The organism is Aureimonas pseudogalii (assembly GCF_014196835.1).
GTDB lineage: Bacteria > Pseudomonadota > Alphaproteobacteria > Rhizobiales > Rhizobiaceae > Aureimonas > Aureimonas pseudogalii.
In genome coordinates this window covers 1-17551 of the sequence record NZ_JACIEK010000011.1, presented here as the reverse complement: position 1 = coordinate 17551, position 17551 = coordinate 1, and the positions used below count along the sequence as shown (strand labels likewise).

The window sequence follows — 17551 nt, the reverse complement described above, 5'->3', positions numbered from 1 at the left end:
ATCGGCGCGCCGCCTTGCCAAGAGGCTTTCCCGCATCGGCCGCGGTGCGGCGCGGCGGGGCTCGACGCTCGATCGCCATATTGCCCCGTCTTAAGTCCCGCGACCATGAAGCACACGAGGCTCCCTTGATCCGTTCCCTCATCGCATCCGCCGCGATCGCCGCCGTCGCGGGCATCGCGCCCGCAGCCGCGCTCACGCCCGACCAGTTCCGGGCGATCGCGGCGAAGGTCTTCGGTCCCGTGGTGGCGGCCCACGACATTCCCGGTCTCGCGGTCGGCGCCACGATCGACGGCGAGACGTTCTTCTACACGGCGGGCGAGGCGGTGCGCGCCACCCACGCGCCCGTCACGGTTCGGACGATCTTCGAGCTCGGCTCGGTGAGCAAGCTGTTCAACGTCGCGCTCGCGGCGCTGGCGGAGGAGCGCGGGCTCCTGTCGCTGGGTGACAGCGTGTCGAACCACCGTCCCGCCTTGAGCGGTTCGGCCTTCGACGCGATCACGCTCCTCAATCTCGCCACGCACACCACGGGAGGCCTGCCGCTGCAGGTGCCCGATTCGGTCGGCGACGCCGGCGCGCCGCTGACGGCCTATCTACGCACGTTCCAGCCGACCGGCGATCCGAACGCGTCGCGCTCCTATTCCAACGTCAGCATCGGTCTCCTCGGGCAGATCACCGCCGAACGCTTCGGCCAGCCCTATCCAGAACTCGCGCGGGAGAGGCTGTTCGAGCCGCTCGGCCTCGCGAGCACCTTCATCAAAGTGCCGGCCGAGGCGGCCGACCGCTACGCCTTCGGCTATACGAAGGACGCGAACCGCCCGGTCCGGGTCAATCCCGGCGTACTCGACGCCGAAGCCTACGGCGTGAAGTCGAGCGTCGAGGACATGACGCGGTTCCTCGCGGCCCATCTCGGCACGGTGGAAGTGCCGGACGAGATCTCGGCGGCGCTGGCGAGAACGCGCACCGGCGTCTTCGAGACGCAGCCCTTCGTCCAGGACCTCGTCTGGGAGCAGTATCCCTGGCCGGTGGATGCCGAACGGCTGAAGGCCGGCAATTCGAGCGCGATGGCGCTGACGGTGCAGCCCGTGCGGCGGCTGGACCCGCCGCTGGCGCCCGCTTCGAAGGGCGTGTTCCTCAACAAGACCGGCGGCACCGGCGGCTTCGGCTCCTATGTGGCGCTCGTGCCCGGCGAGAAGCTCGGCATCGTCGTCCTGGCCAACCGCAACACTCCCAACGAGGTTCGCGCCGAGGCGACCCGGCAGCTGATCGAGGCGATCGAGGCGGCGTTGCCGGACTGAGACCGGCCAGGGGGCCCAGGTCTTTCTCCGTCGGCGGTTCCGCTTTATGGGCTGACCGACGCCGCCGCGGGCGGCCTTCAGTTCCGGGAGACGACCCATGAGACCCCAGACCGCGACCGCCGCGCCGGCGGATGCCGAGGCCCGCCGGCAGGTCGCGCCGGTGGTCTGCTATCCCGTGGAGACGCTGCCGCGGCCCGATCTCGCAGCCTACCGCGCGGCGCGCGGCGGGATGGAACTCGTGGAGCGGCTGCGGATCGCGCCGCGCGAGGGCGGCAGCTGGACGGTGCCGGCGGGGCATGTCTTCCGCATCGTCTCGGTGGAGGGGCCGCAGGTCGGCGATCTCAACCTCTTCAACGCCCACGATATCGAGGAACGCTTCTACAGCGGCAAGACCCGGGCCCTCAACGGCACGCATCTGGGCGCCGGCGACCAGCTCTTCTCGTCGTTTCCCTATCTTCGGCCGATGGCGACGATCACCGACGACACGCTCGGCTGGTACGGGTTCGACGCCTTCGGCGGCTCGGTGCACGACGTCATCGGCACGCGCTGCGACCCCTACACCCATGCCCTCCTGTCGGGCGGCGACCTCTATCATCACTGCTGCCATTCCAACCTGACGCGGGCCCTCGCGCGCCATGCCGGGCTCGCGCCGCAGGCGGTGGAGCATCTCGTCCACGACGTCCTCAACGTCTTCATGTGCACCGGCTTCACGCGCGACACCGGCCAGTACTTCATGAAGGCGAGCCCGGTGCGGCCGGGCGACCATCTCGAATTCTTCGCCGAGATCGATCTCCTCGGCTGCCTCTCGGCCTGCCCGGGCGGCGACTGCTCGGCCACGCATTCGTCCGACGCGGCGCGTTGCCATCCGCTGGAGGTCGAGATCTACCGGCCCGAGCGCCGGCCGGACGGCTGGCGGCCGCCGGCGCGCAACGCCTACGATCGGAGCCACGGGGTCTGACGACGCGTTCGGGGAGGGGGCCGTCCAGAGGCGGGCGGCCGCGCGGCGGCTGAACCCAATCTGAACGTGCCCGTTCAGTCTGCCATGGGCCGCCGGGGGCTAGAGATCGCGTCATCGAAACCCCGACGGTGACCATCATGACCGAGCATTCCGACCCCATCACCCCGACCCCCGCGCACGCCGCCCCCGGGCACGGCCCCGGCCCCCATCCCAAGCCGCACCGTCCGCGTCCGCGCAACGCGGTGCTGGGCGCCGGCGCCCTCGCACTTCTCGCCCTCGGCTTCGCCGGCGGCGCCGCGGCCTGGAGTGCCACGCGCCACGAGGCGGCAAGCTTCGACACCGCGCTGGTTTCCACGCCGATCGGGCAACTTGCGGAAGCGTCCTCGGTCGGCATCACCGGCCAGGTCGAACAGATCTACGGCAACAAGTTCGTGGTGAGCGACGGCACCTCGCGCGCGCTGGTCGAGACCGGACGCGCCGGCGAGGGCGGCGGGCTCGTCACGGCGGGCGAGACCGTCACGGTGCAGGGCCGCTTCGACGACGGCTTCCTCCATGCCGCCGCTCTTCGCCATGCCGACCAGCGCATCGACGAACTGGACCCGCCGCCGCCGCACCACGGCCATGGCCCCGGCTTCGGTCCCGGCCCCGATCGTGGCCCAGACGGGGACCCGCGTTCCGCCGGTCCGCTCCCCATCAACTGACCTCGGTTCGCCGAGCACCGGTTTTCCTCATCCGGTTCGGTTCCCCGACGCCGCTTCTGCGGCGAAGAGGAGCCGGACAGCTTACGCCCCTCTGGGTTCCCGCGAAAGCGCGCGAACCACGGCGTCTCATCAGGTCCGTACAGGCTCCGGATCTGCCCCTCCCGCAAGGATCGTTTCCATGTTGAAGCCAACCCTCGTCGCGGCAGCCCTCGCCATCGGGCTGACCTCGTACGCGTCCGCGCAGTCTGCCCCCGCGCCGCTCGCCCCCGCCGGCGTTGCGGCCCCCGCTCCCGGCGCCGACCGGCCGCCGGCGCCGGGCGACGTGCCGCCCCCGCCTCCCGGCCCCGGAATGGGACCGCGTCCGGGCGACCATCGCGGCCCGCCGCCCCCGCCGCCGATCGGCAAGGGCGTCGAGATCCGCATGGGCCGCGATGCCGGCATCCGCATCGAGTGCGGCGACGAGCCGATGCAGGCCTGCCTCGCCGCGGCCAAGCCGCTGACGGACAAGATCCCGCAGCTGACCATGCCGTCCGTCCCGCCGGCCCCCCTGGCGCCCCCGGCGCCGGGCGAACTGCCGACGCCTCCGGCCAACTGAGGCCTGAGCCGGCCGAAGGCCCGTCCTTCGCGCCTCGACAATGGCCCCCGGCGGACAGGATCCGCCGGGGGTCTTCGCATGGCGGGCGCCTGCGTCGGGCACGCGGTGACCCGGAGCGTCCTCTGCTGCTCACGCCATGTTTGCGGCGCGGCGCTCGCTCCCCGCCCCGGCGGCGCTAGATTGCCCCTCGTGAACGCATCGGAAGGTCGGCGCATGGAACGGGTCGCGAAGGCGAGGGAGGACGGACCGCTTCTCCCGGTGACGGGGCTGCTCGCGACGCTCGTCGGCATCCTTCTGGTGCTGGTGGTGGGGCTGGCGCTGTGGTCGAACCTCAAGGCGCGCGGCGGCGTCGAGCGGCTGCGCGAGACCTCGGTGGTGCAGTCGGCGGCGCTGACCTTCCTCACCCGCATCCAGGAGGCCGAGACCGGACAGCGCGGCTATCTTCTCACCGGCGATCCGAAGTTTCTCGCGCCCTACGAACGCGCGGTGTCGCTCATCTCGGAGGATCTCCGGCAGCTCGAGGCCGCGACGCGCGCCGATCGCGCGCAGGCGCAGCGTGTCGCGGGGATCGCCGGCCGTCTCGGCGACAAGCTGGACGAACTGGCGCGCACCATCGCTCTCGTGCGCGAGAACCGGCGGGCCGACGCGGTGGCGCTCGTCTCGGCCGCCGCGGGCAAGACCGCGATGGACGACATGCGCACCATGGTGACGCGCATCCTGGAAGGCGAGGATGCCGAGCTTCTCGAACGCGAGGCCGAGCTGGAACGCTGGAACTCGCTCTCCACCGGCGCCATCGCGCTCGCCGCCTTCGCGACGCTCGTTCTCGTGGCGGCGACGCTGCAGCTGACGAAGCGCCAGTTCGCGCTGTCGGAAACGCTGCGCGGGCGGCTCGCCCGGCTCAACGGCGACCTCGAGGCCACGGTGGAGCGCCGCACCCGCGAGGCGGACGCGGCGCGGGCCGAGGCGGTGAGCGAAAAGGAGCGGGCGGAAGGCGAGCGGGCGCGGGTCGAGCTTCTGCTGCAGGAGGTCAACCACCGCGTCGGCAACAATCTGGCGATGGTGTCGGCGATGCTCGGGCTGCAGGTCTCTGGCACGAGCGACGAGGCGGTTCGCAGCCATCTGCGCGCCGCGCAGGCGCGCGTCGCCACCATCGCCAACGCCCAGCGCCGGCTTCGCCTGGAGGCCGACCTCGCCACGGTGCGCGCCGACGAGATCGTCGAGAGCGTGATGGCGGACCTGCGCGCCACGATCGGCGACGAGCGCGGCGTGGAGATCGAGACCCGGCTCGAGCCGCTTCTGGTCGACAGTCGCGACGCCATTCACCTCGCGATCCTCGCCAACGAGATCGCCACGAATGCCGCCAAGCATGCCTTTGCGGGGCGGGATGTCGCGAGCGGGGAGGGGGGCGGGCGCATCGTGGTTCGGCTGGTGCTCGGCGCCGAGCGCGTGCCCCATCTCTGCGTCGAGGACGACGGGTGCGGCATGCCCGGGCCGCAGGCGCCTGCGACGCGCGGCATCGGCCAGAAGCTCGTCACCCGGCTGGCCGGCCAGTTCGGCGGCGCGCCGCGCATCGAGCCCCGCACCGGCGGCGGCACCCGCGTCGAGGTGGCGCTGCCGGGCCTGGCGCTTCGCGACGCCTGACGCGCGGATCGGCGATGCGGCCGGCGTGCCGGCCGCGGGCCTTCAGTGGCTCATACGCTCGAAGTCGCCGCCGTCGCCGAGCGACATATCGAAGCGGGCACCCGGTGCGGCGGCCTTGGGGGCGGGACGGTGAGCGGCGGCGAAGCGGGCCGCCGTCGCCTGGAGGCCGCGCACGTCGGCGGGCTGCGGCGCGGCGCCGGCCTGCATGCGGGCGATCTCCTGTTGCTCGGCGGCAAGCGCCACGGCGCGCTCGCCGTCCGTCAGGCGGAAGAATCCGGCCCGCTCCTCGAGACGTCCGGCCTCCGCCGACAGCTCTTCGGCGGTGGCCGACATCTGGTTGGCTGCGCCGGCGTTCGACTGCGTGACCTGGTCGAGTTGCTGGATCGCCTGGTTGATCTGGTCGATGCCCACCGACTGCTCGCGGCACGCCGCCGAGATCTCGGACACGAGCTCCGAGGTTCGCTGGATGTCGGGCACCAGCGCGGTCAGCATGCGCCCCGCCTCTTCCGAAGCTTTGAGCGTCTCGCCCGACAGCGCGCCGATTTCCTGTGCCGCATGCTGCGAGCGTTCCGCGAGCTTGCGCACCTCCGAGGCCACCACCGCGAAGCCCTTGCCGTGCGGGCCGGCGCGCGCCGCCTCGATCGCCGCGTTCAGCGCCAGGAGATCGGTCTGCCGGGCGATCTCCTGCACCACCTGGATCTTCTGGGCGATGACGCGCATCGCCTCCACCGACTTCGCGACGGCGACGCCCGTGCGCTCGGCGTTCAGGCTCGCCTGGTTCGCGATCTTCTCGGTGGTGCCGGCATTGTCGGCGTTCTGGCGCACGTTCGCGGTCATCTCCTCCACCGCGGCCGAGGCTTCTTCCGAGGCTGCGGCTTGTTGCGTCGAGCCCGAGGAGAGCTGGCCGGCGGTGTTGGCGGACTGGGCCGAGCCGGACAGGACGTGTCCGGCGGAGGCGCGCACCGACGAGACGATGTCCGACAGCCGCTCCGCCATCGTCGACATCGCGCGATGCAGGTCGCCGATCTCGTCACGCGAGGTCACGCTCAGGCGATGCGACAGGTCGCCGTTGCCGATGGCCTCGGCCAGCGCCACGGTCTGCGTCATGCCCCGGCCGATGTGCCGGCCGAGCCAGAAGCCGCCGCCGCCGAGAACCAGGAGGATCGCGCCGAGCATCATCGCCACCGTCCCGGCCTCGCGCCACATCTGCGCTTCGAGGTCGTCGATGTAGACGCCGGTGCCGATCGTCCACTTCCAGGGGGCGAAGGACTTGGCGTAGCTGATCTTCTGCGATTGAACGTCGCTGCCGAGGCGGGGGAAGACGTAGGAGACGAAGCCGCCGGCGTCCGAGACGGCGAGCATTTCCTTCACGTAGGCGACGCCGTTCGCGTCCGTCCGCTCCAGCCCGTTCGTTCCCTCCAGCTCCTTGCGCGGATGGACGGCGAAGGTGCCGGCCTCGTCGAGGGCGAAGAGATAGTCGGCGGCCGGCCCGTAGCGCAGGCCGCGCAGCGTCGTGCGGGCGCGGTCCTGCGCATCGTCGAGCGTCAGCAGCCCGATCTCGGCCTGCTGGCCGAAATAGGCGAGCATCGTCAGAGCGCTGTCGACCTGCGACTGGATCAGCAGCCGACGCTCCGCCAGCATGTTCGTCTCGGATTTCTTCAACTCGAAGACGAAGCCGGCGGTGACGATGCAAGACGTCACGACGATCAGGGCCAGCAGCTTGCGAAAAATGGTCAGTCTCATGCGGTCCCCCACGCCAGCCGAACGGGCATCGACGCACTTCTTCTAGCATGCATCTTTTAAGAGCTTGCTAAGTTGCACGGGAGTTGGCGATCGAGTGCGATGCCAACAGCATCGCCAGTGCTTTGCTTGCTGCGCGAGAGAATTTGCCGGGTGAGTGCCGGCCCGGTCTTTCACGCCCCGCCGCCGCTTCCCATATTCTCGTCAGCGGTCGGCCGGAACGGCGACCGACTCCCCACCGAGGCGATCATGCCGGCCACCGGGTGATTCACCGACCAGGAGACGCGACGACAATGGACATGGAACGCTACACCGAGCGGGTCCGCGGCTTCATCCAGGCCGCGCAGACGCAGGCGATGGCCCGCGACCACCAGCAATTCCTGCCCGAGCATCTGTTGAAGGTGCTCGTGGACGACAACGAGGGCCTGGCGTCCGGCCTGATCGAGCGCGCCGGCGGACGCCCGCAGGACGTGCGCCTCGGCGTCGAGGCCGCGCTCGACGCGCTGCCGAAGGTCTCGGGCGGCAACGGGCAGATCTATCTGGCGGCCCCGACCGCCAAGGTCTTCGCCACCGCCGAGGAAATTGCCAAGAAGGCCGGCGACAGCTTCGTCACGGTAGAGCGGCTGCTCCTCGCGCTGGCGATGGAGAAGTCGGCCAGGACGGCCGACATCCTCGCGCGCGCCGGCGTCACGCCGCAGGCGCTGAACGGGGCGATCGAGGCGATCCGCAAGGGCCGCACGGCCGACAGTGCCTCCGCCGAGCAGGGCTACGACGCCTTGAAGAAATACGCCCGCGACCTGACCAAGGACGCGCGCGAGGGCAAGCTCGACCCGGTGATCGGGCGCGACGACGAGATCCGCCGCACGATCCAGGTCCTGTCGCGCCGCACGAAGAACAATCCCGTGCTGATCGGCGAGCCCGGCGTCGGCAAGACCGCGATCGCCGAAGGTCTGGCGCTGCGCCTCGTCAACGGCGACGTGCCGGAGAGCTTGCGCGACAAGCAGCTGATGGCGCTCGACATGGGCGCGCTCATCGCCGGCGCCAAGTATCGCGGTGAGTTCGAGGAGCGGCTGAAGGCGGTGCTCTCCGAGGTGACGGCGGCGGACGGCGGCATCATCCTCTTCATCGACGAGATGCACACGCTGGTGGGCGCGGGCAAGGGCGAGGGGGCGATGGACGCCTCCAACCTGCTGAAGCCGGCGCTCGCGCGCGGCGAGCTGCACTGCGTCGGCGCCACCACGCTCGACGAGTATCGCAAGCATGTCGAGAAGGATCCCGCGCTGGCCCGGCGCTTCCAGCCGGTGTTCGTGTCGGAGCCGACGGTGGCCGACACGATCTCGATCCTGCGCGGCCTGAAGGAGAAGTACGAGCAGCACCACAAGGTGCGCATCTCCGATTCGGCGCTCGTCGCCGCCGCGCAGCTCTCCAACCGCTACATCACCGACCGCTTCCTGCCCGACAAGGCGATCGACCTCGTGGACGAGGGCGCCGCGCGCCTGCGCATGGCCGTGGATTCCAAGCCCGAGGCGCTCGACGAGATCGACCGGCGCGTGGTGCAGCTGAAGATCGAGCGCGAAGCGTTGAAAAAGGAGCACGACGACGGCTCGCGCTCGCGGCTGGAGCGGCTGGAGACCGAGCTCGCCAATCTGGAGGAGGATTCGGCCAAGCTCACGGCCTCGTGGCAGGCCGAGAAGTCGAAGCTGGGTCTGGCCGCCGATCTCAAGAAGCGGCTGGACGAGGCGCGCAACGACCTCGCCATCGCCCAGCGCAAGGGCGAGTTCCAGCGCGCCGGCGAGCTCGCCTATGGCGAGATCCCGCAGCTGGAGCGCGAGCTCGGCGCGGCGGAGGCCGGCGACGGCAAGGCCTCGATGGTCGAGGAGACCGTAACGCCCGACCACGTGGCGCAGGTCGTCTCGCGCTGGACCGGTATTCCCGTCGACCGGATGATGCAGGGCGAGCGCGAGAAGCTGCTGTCGATGGAGGACGCGCTCGCTAGACGCGTCGTCGGGCAGGGCGAGGCGGTGCAGGCCGTGTCGAAGGCGGTGCGGCGGGCGCGGGCCGGGCTGCAGGATCCCAACCGGCCCATCGGCTCCTTCATCTTCCTCGGCCCCACCGGCGTCGGCAAGACCGAGCTGACCAAGGCGCTGGCGAGCTTCCTCTTCGACGAGGAGACCGCGCTGGTGCGGCTCGACATGTCGGAGTTCATGGAGAAGCACTCGGTCGCCCGTCTGATCGGGGCGCCTCCCGGCTATGTCGGCTACGAGGAGGGCGGCGTGCTGACGGAAGCCGTGCGCCGCCGGCCCTATCAGGTGATCCTCTTCGACGAGATCGAAAAGGCGCATCCGGACGTCTTCAACGTGCTGCTGCAGGTGCTCGACGACGGGCGCCTGACGGACGGGCAGGGGCGCACGGTCGACTTCCGCAACACGCTGATCGTGCTGACCTCCAATCTCGGCTCGGAATACCTGACGACCCTGACCGACGATCAGGACGTCGACGCGGTGCGCCCGCAGGTGATGGAGGTGGTGCGTTCGGCCTTCCGGCCGGAGTTCCTCAACCGGGTGGACGAGATCGTCCTCTTCCACCGGCTGAAGCGCTCGGAGATGGGCGCGATCGTCGACATCCAGCTCAAGCGCCTGGAGGCGCTGCTCGAAGACCGCAAGATCGTGCTCGACCTCGACGCCACCGCGCGCGACTGGCTGGCCGAGCGCGGCTACGACCCCGCCTACGGCGCGCGGCCCTTGAAGCGCGTGATCCAGCGCGAGGTGCAGGATCCTCTGGCCGAGCGCATCCTGCTCGGTCAGGTGAAGGACGAGAGCCACGTGAAGATCTCGGGTGGCACCGAGCATCTCACCTTCTACGTGGCGGGTTCGAAGACCGCCGCCGACGGCGAGCGCGTCGCGGCCTGACGGCGGCGAATTTGACGTAAAACGAAAGGGGGCGGCTCTCGTGAGCCACCCCCTTTTTCGTCCGGCCTCTCGCCGGTCAGTAGTAGGCGACGCCGTAATAGTCGTTGATGCGGCGTCCATAGGCGGGGTCGAGCCAGTCGGGCTGTGCAGTGGCACCGTAGCGGGGCGCCTCCTTCAACTGGTCGATCGTGATGCCGACGACGTAGCCGCCCTGACGCTCGTCGTATTTCAGCACCTCCCACGGCAGCGGATGGTAGTCCTCGCCGATGCCGAGGAAGCCGCCGAACGACATGATCGCGTAGCGCACGCGCCCATCGCGCTTGCCGATGACGATGTCGTGGATGTGGCCGAGATTGTCGCCGTCCGTGTTGTAGACGCGCGTGCCGTTGACGCGGCTCGCCTCGATGACGTCGGCTCCGAGCTCCATTTCGGTGGAGGCGCCGGTTCCAAGGGTGGAAGACATGGGGCTGAACTCCTGTTGCGCGTTGCATTCCCGATGGAAACGGATGGACGCTGCGGGCGTTCCCGATCGTGTGCGACGCGCCGGACCCCGCTGGCGCTTGGTGGCAACGACAGGAGCTTTCCCATGCGCAACCTTCGACTCGCGGACGGCACGTCGCTGCCGGTTCTCGGCCAGGGCACCTGGATGATGGGCGACGCCCCACGCCGCCGGGACGAGGAGATCGCGGCGCTGCGTGCGGGCATCGAGCGCGGCATGACGCTTCTCGACACCGCCGAGATCTACGGCGACGGCGCCTCAGAGACGCTGGTAGGCGAGGCCGTCGCCGGGCGGCGTGACGAGGTCTTCCTCGTGTCGAAGGTCGCGCCCTCGAACGCCTCGCGGCAAGGGACGATAGCGGCCTGCGAGGCGAGCCTGCGCCGCCTCGGCGTCGAGCGGCTCGACCTCTATCTCCTGCATTGGCGGGGCCGCCATCCGCTGGCCGAGACGCTGCGCGGCTTCGACGATCTTCTGGCCGCGGGCAAGATCGCGCGCTGGGGCGTCTCCAATTTCGACGTCGACGACATGGAGGAGCTTGTCGCGATCGAGGGCGGCGAGCGCTGCGCGGTGAACCAGATCCTCTACCATCCCGGCGAGCGCGGCGTGGAGTTCGACCTCCTGCCCTGGCTCGAAGGCAAGGGTGTGGCGGCGATGGCCTACTCGCCGGTCGGGCAGGGCGGGACGCTTTTGCGCGATCCCGCGCTGGCCGCGGTCGGCCGGAGGCACGGCGTCAGTCCCGCGCAGGTCGCGCTCGCCTTCGCCGTCCGCCGGGCCAACGTCTTCGCCATCCCCAAGGCCGGCACGACGGCGCATGTGATCGAGAATGCCGCCGCCGCCGATCTCGTGCTGACGCCGCAGGATCTCGCGGAGATCGACGCCGCCTTCCCGCCGCCGGCGCGCAAGAGGCCGCTTTCGATGCTCTGAACGGAGCGGAGAGGACGAAGCTCCATCTTCACACCCGGTTCATTTGCGATCCGTTAACCATTGGCACGCCAGCATGGCCGCAAAACCGGCGCGCTTGCCTGCGCATGACGGTCTCGGGCGAACCGCGAGACGAGGGAACGAGGCGATGAAGACGGTCTGGGCAATGAGCCTTCTGGCGCTCTGCGTGGCGGGCGCCGGACCTCTCGAGGCGTCGGCGCAGGGGTTCGACCCCTATTACGAGGACTATGGTCCGGGCACCGAGAGCTTCGTCGACGACAACGGCAACATCGTCACGGTCGATGCCTATGGCCGCGTCATCGCCGTGGAGCGCCCGCAGCCGCGGGCGCCGCGCGATCGCGGGGCCTCGCGTGGCGGCGTGCTCGAAGGTCGTGCCGGCGAGGTGCCGCCCGGCGTCGAATACGGCCTTCCCGATGCTGCCTCCGGCGGCTTCGCCGACGTGCCGGTCGAAGCTGAGCCGTTGCCTCTGCCCGGCTCGCAGCAGGCCTCGCAAGGGTCCGGCCTGCCGAATCCCGATTTCGGCGGCCTCGACGGCTACACGCCTTCGATCGGCGGCGCGCCCGAGGGCACGACGCTGCGCGAGAGCCATCCCGCGCCCCGCATCTCCGGCCCCAAGGGCCGGAACGCCAAGACCGAGATCGCCGCGCTGCAGGTGCTGCTCGACCGCGCCGGCATCTCGCCGGGCGTCATCGACGGGCGGCTCGGCGGCAATGTCGACAAGGCCGTGGCCGCCTACACCGAGATGACCGGGCGCACGATCGACGCTACCAACGCGCAGTCGCTGGTCGAGGAGCTAGACGTCACCGGCGGCCCGGCGATCGCGACCTACGAGATCACCAACGAGGATCTCGGCGGGCCCTACGTCGCCTCGATCCCCGAGGACTACGCGCACAAGGCGATGCTGCCGGCGATGTCCTACACGCGGGTCACCGAGATGCTGGCCGAGCGCTTCCACATGGACGAGGACTATCTCAAGGAGATCAATCCCGGCGCCGACTTCAACCGGCCGGGCACGCGCATCAAGGTGATGGCGGTGGGCGAGAACGTCACCGGCGCCGAGGTGGCGCGCATCGTCGCCGACAAGGGGCGCGAGCAGGTGCGGGCCTACGACGCCACCGGCCGCCTCGTCGCCGCCTACCCGTCCTCGATCGGCTCGACCTCGACGCCCTCGCCCTCCGGCACGGTGGAGGTGGCGCGCATCGCCTTCGATCCGAACTACACCTACAATCCGAAGATCAACTTCAAGCAGGGCGACAACGACAAGATCCTGACGATCCCGCCCGGCCCCAACGGGCCGGTGGGCACGATCTGGATCGCGCTTTCGAAGCCGACCTACGGCATCCACGGGACGCCCGAGCCCTCGAAGATCGGCAAGTCCAACAGCCACGGCTGCGTGCGCCTCACCAATTGGGACGCGAACGAACTCGCCAAGCTGGTGAAGCCGGGCGTCGTCGTCGAGTTCACGGAATAGCATCCTCATGACACCCTCCCGCGCCCTGCCGCTCGCGATCCTGCTTCTCGGCGCGGCGCTGCCCGCGGCCGCCTACGCGCAGGCCAACATTCCCGTGCCCACGGCCTCGCCGGAGGCGCCCGCTGCCCAGCCAGAGCCGCCGACACCCGAGCCGGCGCTGGATCCTACCGCGGCGCCGACCGGGCCCGCCGCCCTGCCGGCGGACGGACCCTTGCCCGAAGCCCGCCCGGCCGCACCCGGCGACGCGACGCCGCCCCCGGCCGAGGCGCCCACCGAGGCTCCGGCCGCGCCGCTGCCGACGCCATCGCCGGCTCCGCCCGAGGCCCCCGCTGCCGACGCGGCGACCCCCGCGCCCGAAGACGCGCCCGAGGCGACCCCGGCGCTCCAGCCCGCCGTCCCCCAGCCCGCCTATGTCGTGCCCGAAAAGGCCCGCACCAGCCCCGAGCCGAGCGCGCCGGAGACGCCGGCGATGGAGGTGACCCCGGCCGAGACGGTGGAAGCGGCCGCCGCGGTCGAGGACGCCATGGCCTGCGAGGGCGAACTCAAGGCGCGCGGCGCCGTCTTCACGGTCGGCGAGACCGTCGCCGACGGCGATTGCGGCGTGCTGCGCCCGGTGTCGCTGACGAAGCTCTCTTCGGGCGTCACGATCGCGCCGGGCACGCAATTCCTCTGCCGCACGGCGCTGGCGCTCGACATCTGGACGAGCGACAGCGTGGTGCCGGCGGCCAAGACCGAGCTTCCCGGCGTCAGCGTGAAGGCGATCTCGCAGGCCTCGACCTATGTCTGCCGGGCGCGGGCGAGCGAGTCCAAGATCTCCGAACATTCGCGCGGCAGCGCCATCGACATCGCCGCGCTCGACCTCTCCGACGGTCGCTCGCTGACGGTGGAGGCGCAGGCGCCCGGCTCGGCGGAAGACCGCTTCACGGCCGCGATCCGTCGCGGCGCCTGCGGGCCCTTCAAGACGGTGCTGGGGCCGGGCACCGACAGCGACCACGGCACGCATTTCCACCTCGACATCGCCGCCCGCTCCAACGGTTCGCTCTACTGTCGGTGATGGGACGCGGCGCAGGCCGCTTCCCTCCGCGTCGTCGCGGTCTAAGTTCCGCGAGTTCGTCATCAAGCCGAACGATTCGTGGAGGAATCCCATGCCCTATACCGCCGCCGACAACCGCTACGGCGAGATGCCCTACCGCCGCTGCGGGCGCTCGGGGCTCGACCTGCCGGCGATCTCGCTCGGGTTGTGGCAGAATTTCGGTGGCACCGACGTGTTCGAGACCGGCCGCGCCATCCTCCGGCGCGCCTTCGACCGGGGCGTGACCCATTTCGATCTCGCCAACAATTACGGGCCGCCCTACGGCTCGGCGGAGGAGAATTTCGGCCGCTGGATGGATCTCGACTTCCGGCCCTATCGCGACGAGCTGCTGATCTCGTCGAAGGCGGGCTGGGACATGTGGCCCGGTCCCTACGGCAATCTCGGCTCGCGCAAGTATCTCGTCGCCAGCCTCGATCAGAGCCTCAAGCGCATGGGGCTCGACTATGTCGACATCTTCTACCACCACCGCCCGGACCCGCGCACGCCGATCGAGGAGACGATGGGCGCGCTCGACCACATCGTGCGCTCGGGCAAAGCGCTCTATGTCGGCGTCTCCTCCTATTCGCCGGAGCTGACGCGCCAGGCGCACGGGATCTTGAAGGCGATGGGCACGCCGATGCTTATCCACCAGCCCTCCTATTCCATGCTCAACCGCTGGACGGAGGACGGCCTCCTCGACACGCTCACCGAACTCGGCGTCGGCTGCATCGCCTTCTCGCCGCTGGCGCAGGGGTTGCTGTCGAACAAGTATCTCGGCGGCGTGCCCGAGGGTTCGCGCGCCTCGAAGGGCAAATCCTTCTCCGCCGATCTCGTCAGCGAGGACAATCTCGCCCGCATCCGCGCGCTCGACGCCATCGCGAAGCGGCGCGGCCAGTCGCTCGCCCAGATGGCGATCGCCTGGGTGCTGCGAAATGACCGGGTGACCTCGGCGCTGATCGGCGCGCGCACGGTGGAGCAGCTGGATTCCTCGCTCGACGCGTTGAAGAGGACCGATTTCACGGCCGAGGAACTCGCCGAGATCGACGGGCACGCGAGCGAGGGCGGCATCGACCTCTGGCGCTCGCAGTCGGCGATCCGCCCGAAGGCCTGACGCGGCGGTCGGGCGGCGGTGCCGCCCGAGGCGCACGTCCCGCGAATGTCGGTTCGTCGGACGTGCGTTGCGCCTTCGCTTCATCCGAAAGGGCGCGACGAAGAGGCCACACCTGCCGGCGTTCTGCAAAGGCGTCTAGCGCCCGGCCACCTTCATCTCCTCGACGCTCTCCTTCAGGAGGTTGTCGATGCGCTGGCGCTCGCGGTCGAAGGCCTCGAGCTGCTCGCCCTGCAACTGGCGCCCCGTCGGCAAGCGGATGCGCAGCGGGTCGACGCGCGTGCCGTTCACCGAGACCTCGTAGTGCAGGTGGTTGCCGGTGGAGAGGCCGGTGGAGCCGACATAGCCGATGATCTGGCCCTGGCGCACCCGCGCGCCGGCGGTCACGCCCTTGGCGATCACGCTCTGGTGCGAATAGGAGGTCTCGTAGCCGTTGGCATGGCGGATCAGCGTCTGCTGGCCGTTGCCGGTGGACCAGCCGGCGCGCTCCACGACGCCCGCGCCCGACGCCAGGATCGGCGTGCCACGCGGCGCCGCCCAGTCCACCCCCCAGTGCATGCGGGCATAGCCGAGGATCGGATGGCGCCGTGAGCCGAAGGGCGAGGTGAAGCGTCCGTTCGGCACGGGATTGCGCAGCAGGAACTGGCGGGCGCTACGCCCGGCCTCGTCGTAATAGTCGGTCTGGTCGTCGTCGTCGGTGAAGAAGCGGTAGTAGCGCTTCGTGGTGCCGCCGAAGCTCGCCTCGACATAGAGGATCTGCGACTGGTCGCTCGCCTTGTCCTGCCCGTCCTCCAGCGAATAGAGCAGCGTCAGGCGGTCGGTGGGGTCGAGGCGCGCCTGGTAGTCGACGTCGGGCGCGAGGATCTTCACCAGGCGTCGGCACAGCCGGTCGTCGAGCCCGTAGGCGAGGCCCGCCTGCCAGACGCCGTCGTAGACGGTGGGCATCGAGGGGCGCAGCGGCGCCTCGGTGGCGTTCTCGTCGAAGGCCTCGGCGACGGAGCGGCTGAGCGCCGGCTCGGGCCCGCGCGTGAAGCGCCCGTCGTCGCTGAGCGCGGCGGTGGCGAGGTGGCGCTCGCCGCGATAGGCGGACACGCGCACGATGCGAGAGCCGCCGTCCTCCAGCGGTTCGAGCCCTAGTCGCAGCACCTCGCCGGCGCCCATTTCGTCGCGGCCGAGAAGGTTTGCGAGCGCCGTCGCGGGCGCTGCGGCGTCGGCGTGGCCGCTCTCCTCCAGCGCCTCGCCGATCGGGCGATCCTCGCGAAACGGCACGATCTCCTCGCCGTAGCGCGTGGCCCGCGAGGCCGCGACCTCGGCCGCCGAGACCGAGACGTTCTCCTGGATCACGCGGAACGCGGCGCCGGGCAGATAGACCTGCGGATCGCCGAGGCCGCCGAAGCGCGTGGCGTCGAAGGGCTGGATGGCGGCGACGCGCACCGGCGCCTGGTCGAGGCGCGGCGAGGCCGCGCGCACCAACTGCTCGGCTTCCTTGGTGCCGATGTCCGCGAAATCGTCGAGCGTCGTGCCGGCGAGGTCGAACGCCTCCACCGCGAGCTTCACGTCGCCCTCGACCTTGGCGCCGTAGATCTGGCCGTTCTCCGCGGGGGGCGCCTCGTCGGCGTCGTCGTCGTCGCCGAACACGCTCATCGCGTCGAAGGCGGGATAGGAGCCGGACGCGGGATGGCGCGCCCCGAGCAGCATCGAGGCATAGGCGAAGGGCAGGCTCTTCACCACCTCGCGCCCGCCCTCGCGCAGGATGGTCGGCACCTCGATCGTGGAGCGGTTGCGCTCGATGGGGATGGCGGTCGCGAAGACCCGCTCGCCCCGCTCGGTCAGGTCGCCGGAGGCGGCCTGCAGGGTGTTGGCAATGGCCGGCGCCGAAAGCGTTCGATGCCCGTCATGGGCCGCCGACAACGCGATGCCCATCATCGCGGTCGAGGTCACGCCGGTGAGCAGCGTTCCCGCCAGCCAGCGCGCCGAGACCTGGCGCCGGTCCGGCTTGCGGCGACGATCGGCCACCAGAGCGGGCTGGTTTCCGAAGTCGGGCTTGGCGTGGCGCTCGTGGTTCATTCCCGTCCCGTCCGTTTGCCGGCGGGTCTCGGCCGGCCATGCGGCCAAATCGCGACGACGTCCGGTCCCGGTGCCCGAACAGGCAGGGGGTGTCGCCATTCGGCCACATCCCGGCGGGAATGCACGATAGAGCGGATGGAGCCCACGCCTGTCAACCGGGGGAGGAGTGCCACCGCTTCGGTCCCCAGGATGGTGCCGAAGACAGCTGGGAAGAAGGAGGCGGCACCGCCGAATGCCAGCAGGAACACGGCAGGGAAAACGAGGCGGGCAGAAGAAAACGCGCAGGCATCGCATTTTCTTGTTGACGGTGATTCGCCTCCAGCCGTATAAGCCCTTTCATCGACGACGGCGTTGGCGCTGCGGGGATTTGTTCCCTGGTTGATTGAGCTGCGGGTTCAGGGTCTGGGTTTCACCTGGGGTTTGAGCGTTTGCGGCTCGGTTTTGCGCCTTTGGAGTTGGTTGGCGAGATTTCACGAGGGTATCGCGAGATGCTTTTGTGCTGGGTTCCCTTGGGGGATTTGGCGAACGGCGAGCTTTTGGGTTTTTGCCGTGT

General features: G+C 70.2%; 13 protein-coding genes. 10 read left to right on the top strand and 3 right to left on the bottom strand.

Translation table 11 applies throughout. The features are described 5' to 3' along the window. Positions 1 to 125: 125 nt before the first annotated feature. From ampC to GGR04_RS17005, 5 genes are all read left to right on the top strand, one after another. Entirely contained in the window at positions 126 to 1295 is a 1170-nt protein-coding gene (gene ampC / locus GGR04_RS17025; protein ID WP_246393261.1) for a class C beta-lactamase, read from the top strand. A gap of 97 nt (positions 1296 to 1392) precedes the next feature. After that, positions 1393 to 2253, top strand: a complete 861-nt coding sequence (locus GGR04_RS17020; RefSeq protein ID WP_183201135.1) for an urea carboxylase-associated family protein — start codon at positions 1393 to 1395, stop codon at positions 2251 to 2253. Positions 2254 to 2390: 137 nt separating this feature from the next. After that, on the top strand, positions 2391 to 2954 hold the full coding sequence (locus GGR04_RS24030; RefSeq protein ID WP_246393259.1) for a hypothetical protein: 564 nt from the start codon (positions 2391 to 2393) through the stop codon (positions 2952 to 2954). Between the two features lie 178 nt (positions 2955 to 3132). Continuing rightward, positions 3133 to 3549, top strand: coding sequence for a hypothetical protein (locus GGR04_RS17010; RefSeq protein WP_183201134.1), 417 nt, complete (start codon positions 3133 to 3135; stop codon positions 3547 to 3549). A gap of 213 nt (positions 3550 to 3762) precedes the next feature. Further along, entirely contained in the window at positions 3763 to 5190 is a 1428-nt protein-coding gene (locus GGR04_RS17005; protein WP_183201133.1) for a sensor histidine kinase, read from the top strand. 42 nt (positions 5191 to 5232) lie between these two features. Here GGR04_RS17005 and GGR04_RS17000 read toward each other — a convergent pair whose 3' ends face one another. Next, positions 5233 to 6933, bottom strand: a complete 1701-nt coding sequence (locus GGR04_RS17000) for a methyl-accepting chemotaxis protein (RefSeq protein WP_183201132.1) — start codon at positions 6931 to 6933, stop codon at positions 5233 to 5235. A gap of 290 nt (positions 6934 to 7223) precedes the next feature. Between GGR04_RS17000 and clpB the strand changes: the two genes are divergently transcribed. After that, positions 7224 to 9839, top strand: a complete 2616-nt coding sequence (clpB, locus tag GGR04_RS16995) for an ATP-dependent chaperone ClpB (RefSeq protein ID WP_183201131.1) — start codon at positions 7224 to 7226, stop codon at positions 9837 to 9839. A gap of 76 nt (positions 9840 to 9915) precedes the next feature. Here clpB and GGR04_RS16990 read toward each other — a convergent pair whose 3' ends face one another. Beyond that, a complete protein-coding gene (locus GGR04_RS16990) occupies positions 9916 to 10302 on the bottom strand; it encodes a PRC-barrel domain-containing protein (protein WP_210291848.1) in 387 nt (128 codons plus the stop codon). A gap of 123 nt (positions 10303 to 10425) precedes the next feature. Between GGR04_RS16990 and GGR04_RS16985 the strand changes: the two genes are divergently transcribed. From GGR04_RS16985 to mgrA, 4 genes are all read left to right on the top strand, one after another. Continuing rightward, the gene (locus tag GGR04_RS16985; RefSeq protein WP_183201130.1) at positions 10426 to 11262 is read left to right on the top strand and encodes an aldo/keto reductase; all 837 of its coding nucleotides are present in this window, start codon (positions 10426 to 10428) and stop codon (positions 11260 to 11262) included. A gap of 145 nt (positions 11263 to 11407) precedes the next feature. Then, the gene (locus tag GGR04_RS16980) at positions 11408 to 12751 is read left to right on the top strand and encodes a L,D-transpeptidase (protein WP_183201129.1); all 1344 of its coding nucleotides are present in this window, start codon (positions 11408 to 11410) and stop codon (positions 12749 to 12751) included. A gap of 7 nt (positions 12752 to 12758) precedes the next feature. Then, positions 12759 to 13805, top strand: a complete 1047-nt coding sequence (locus GGR04_RS24315) for an extensin family protein (protein WP_183201128.1) — start codon at positions 12759 to 12761, stop codon at positions 13803 to 13805. A gap of 91 nt (positions 13806 to 13896) precedes the next feature. Further along, positions 13897 to 14934, top strand: coding sequence for an L-glyceraldehyde 3-phosphate reductase (gene mgrA / locus GGR04_RS16970; RefSeq protein ID WP_183201127.1), 1038 nt, complete (start codon positions 13897 to 13899; stop codon positions 14932 to 14934). A 135-nt stretch (positions 14935 to 15069) separates the two neighbouring features. Here the strand turns inward: mgrA and GGR04_RS16965 are convergent, their stop codons facing one another. Continuing rightward, on the bottom strand, positions 15070 to 16998 hold the full coding sequence (locus GGR04_RS16965; protein WP_183201126.1) for a M23 family metallopeptidase: 1929 nt from the start codon (positions 16996 to 16998) through the stop codon (positions 15070 to 15072). Positions 16999 to 17551: the final 553 nt, after the last annotated feature.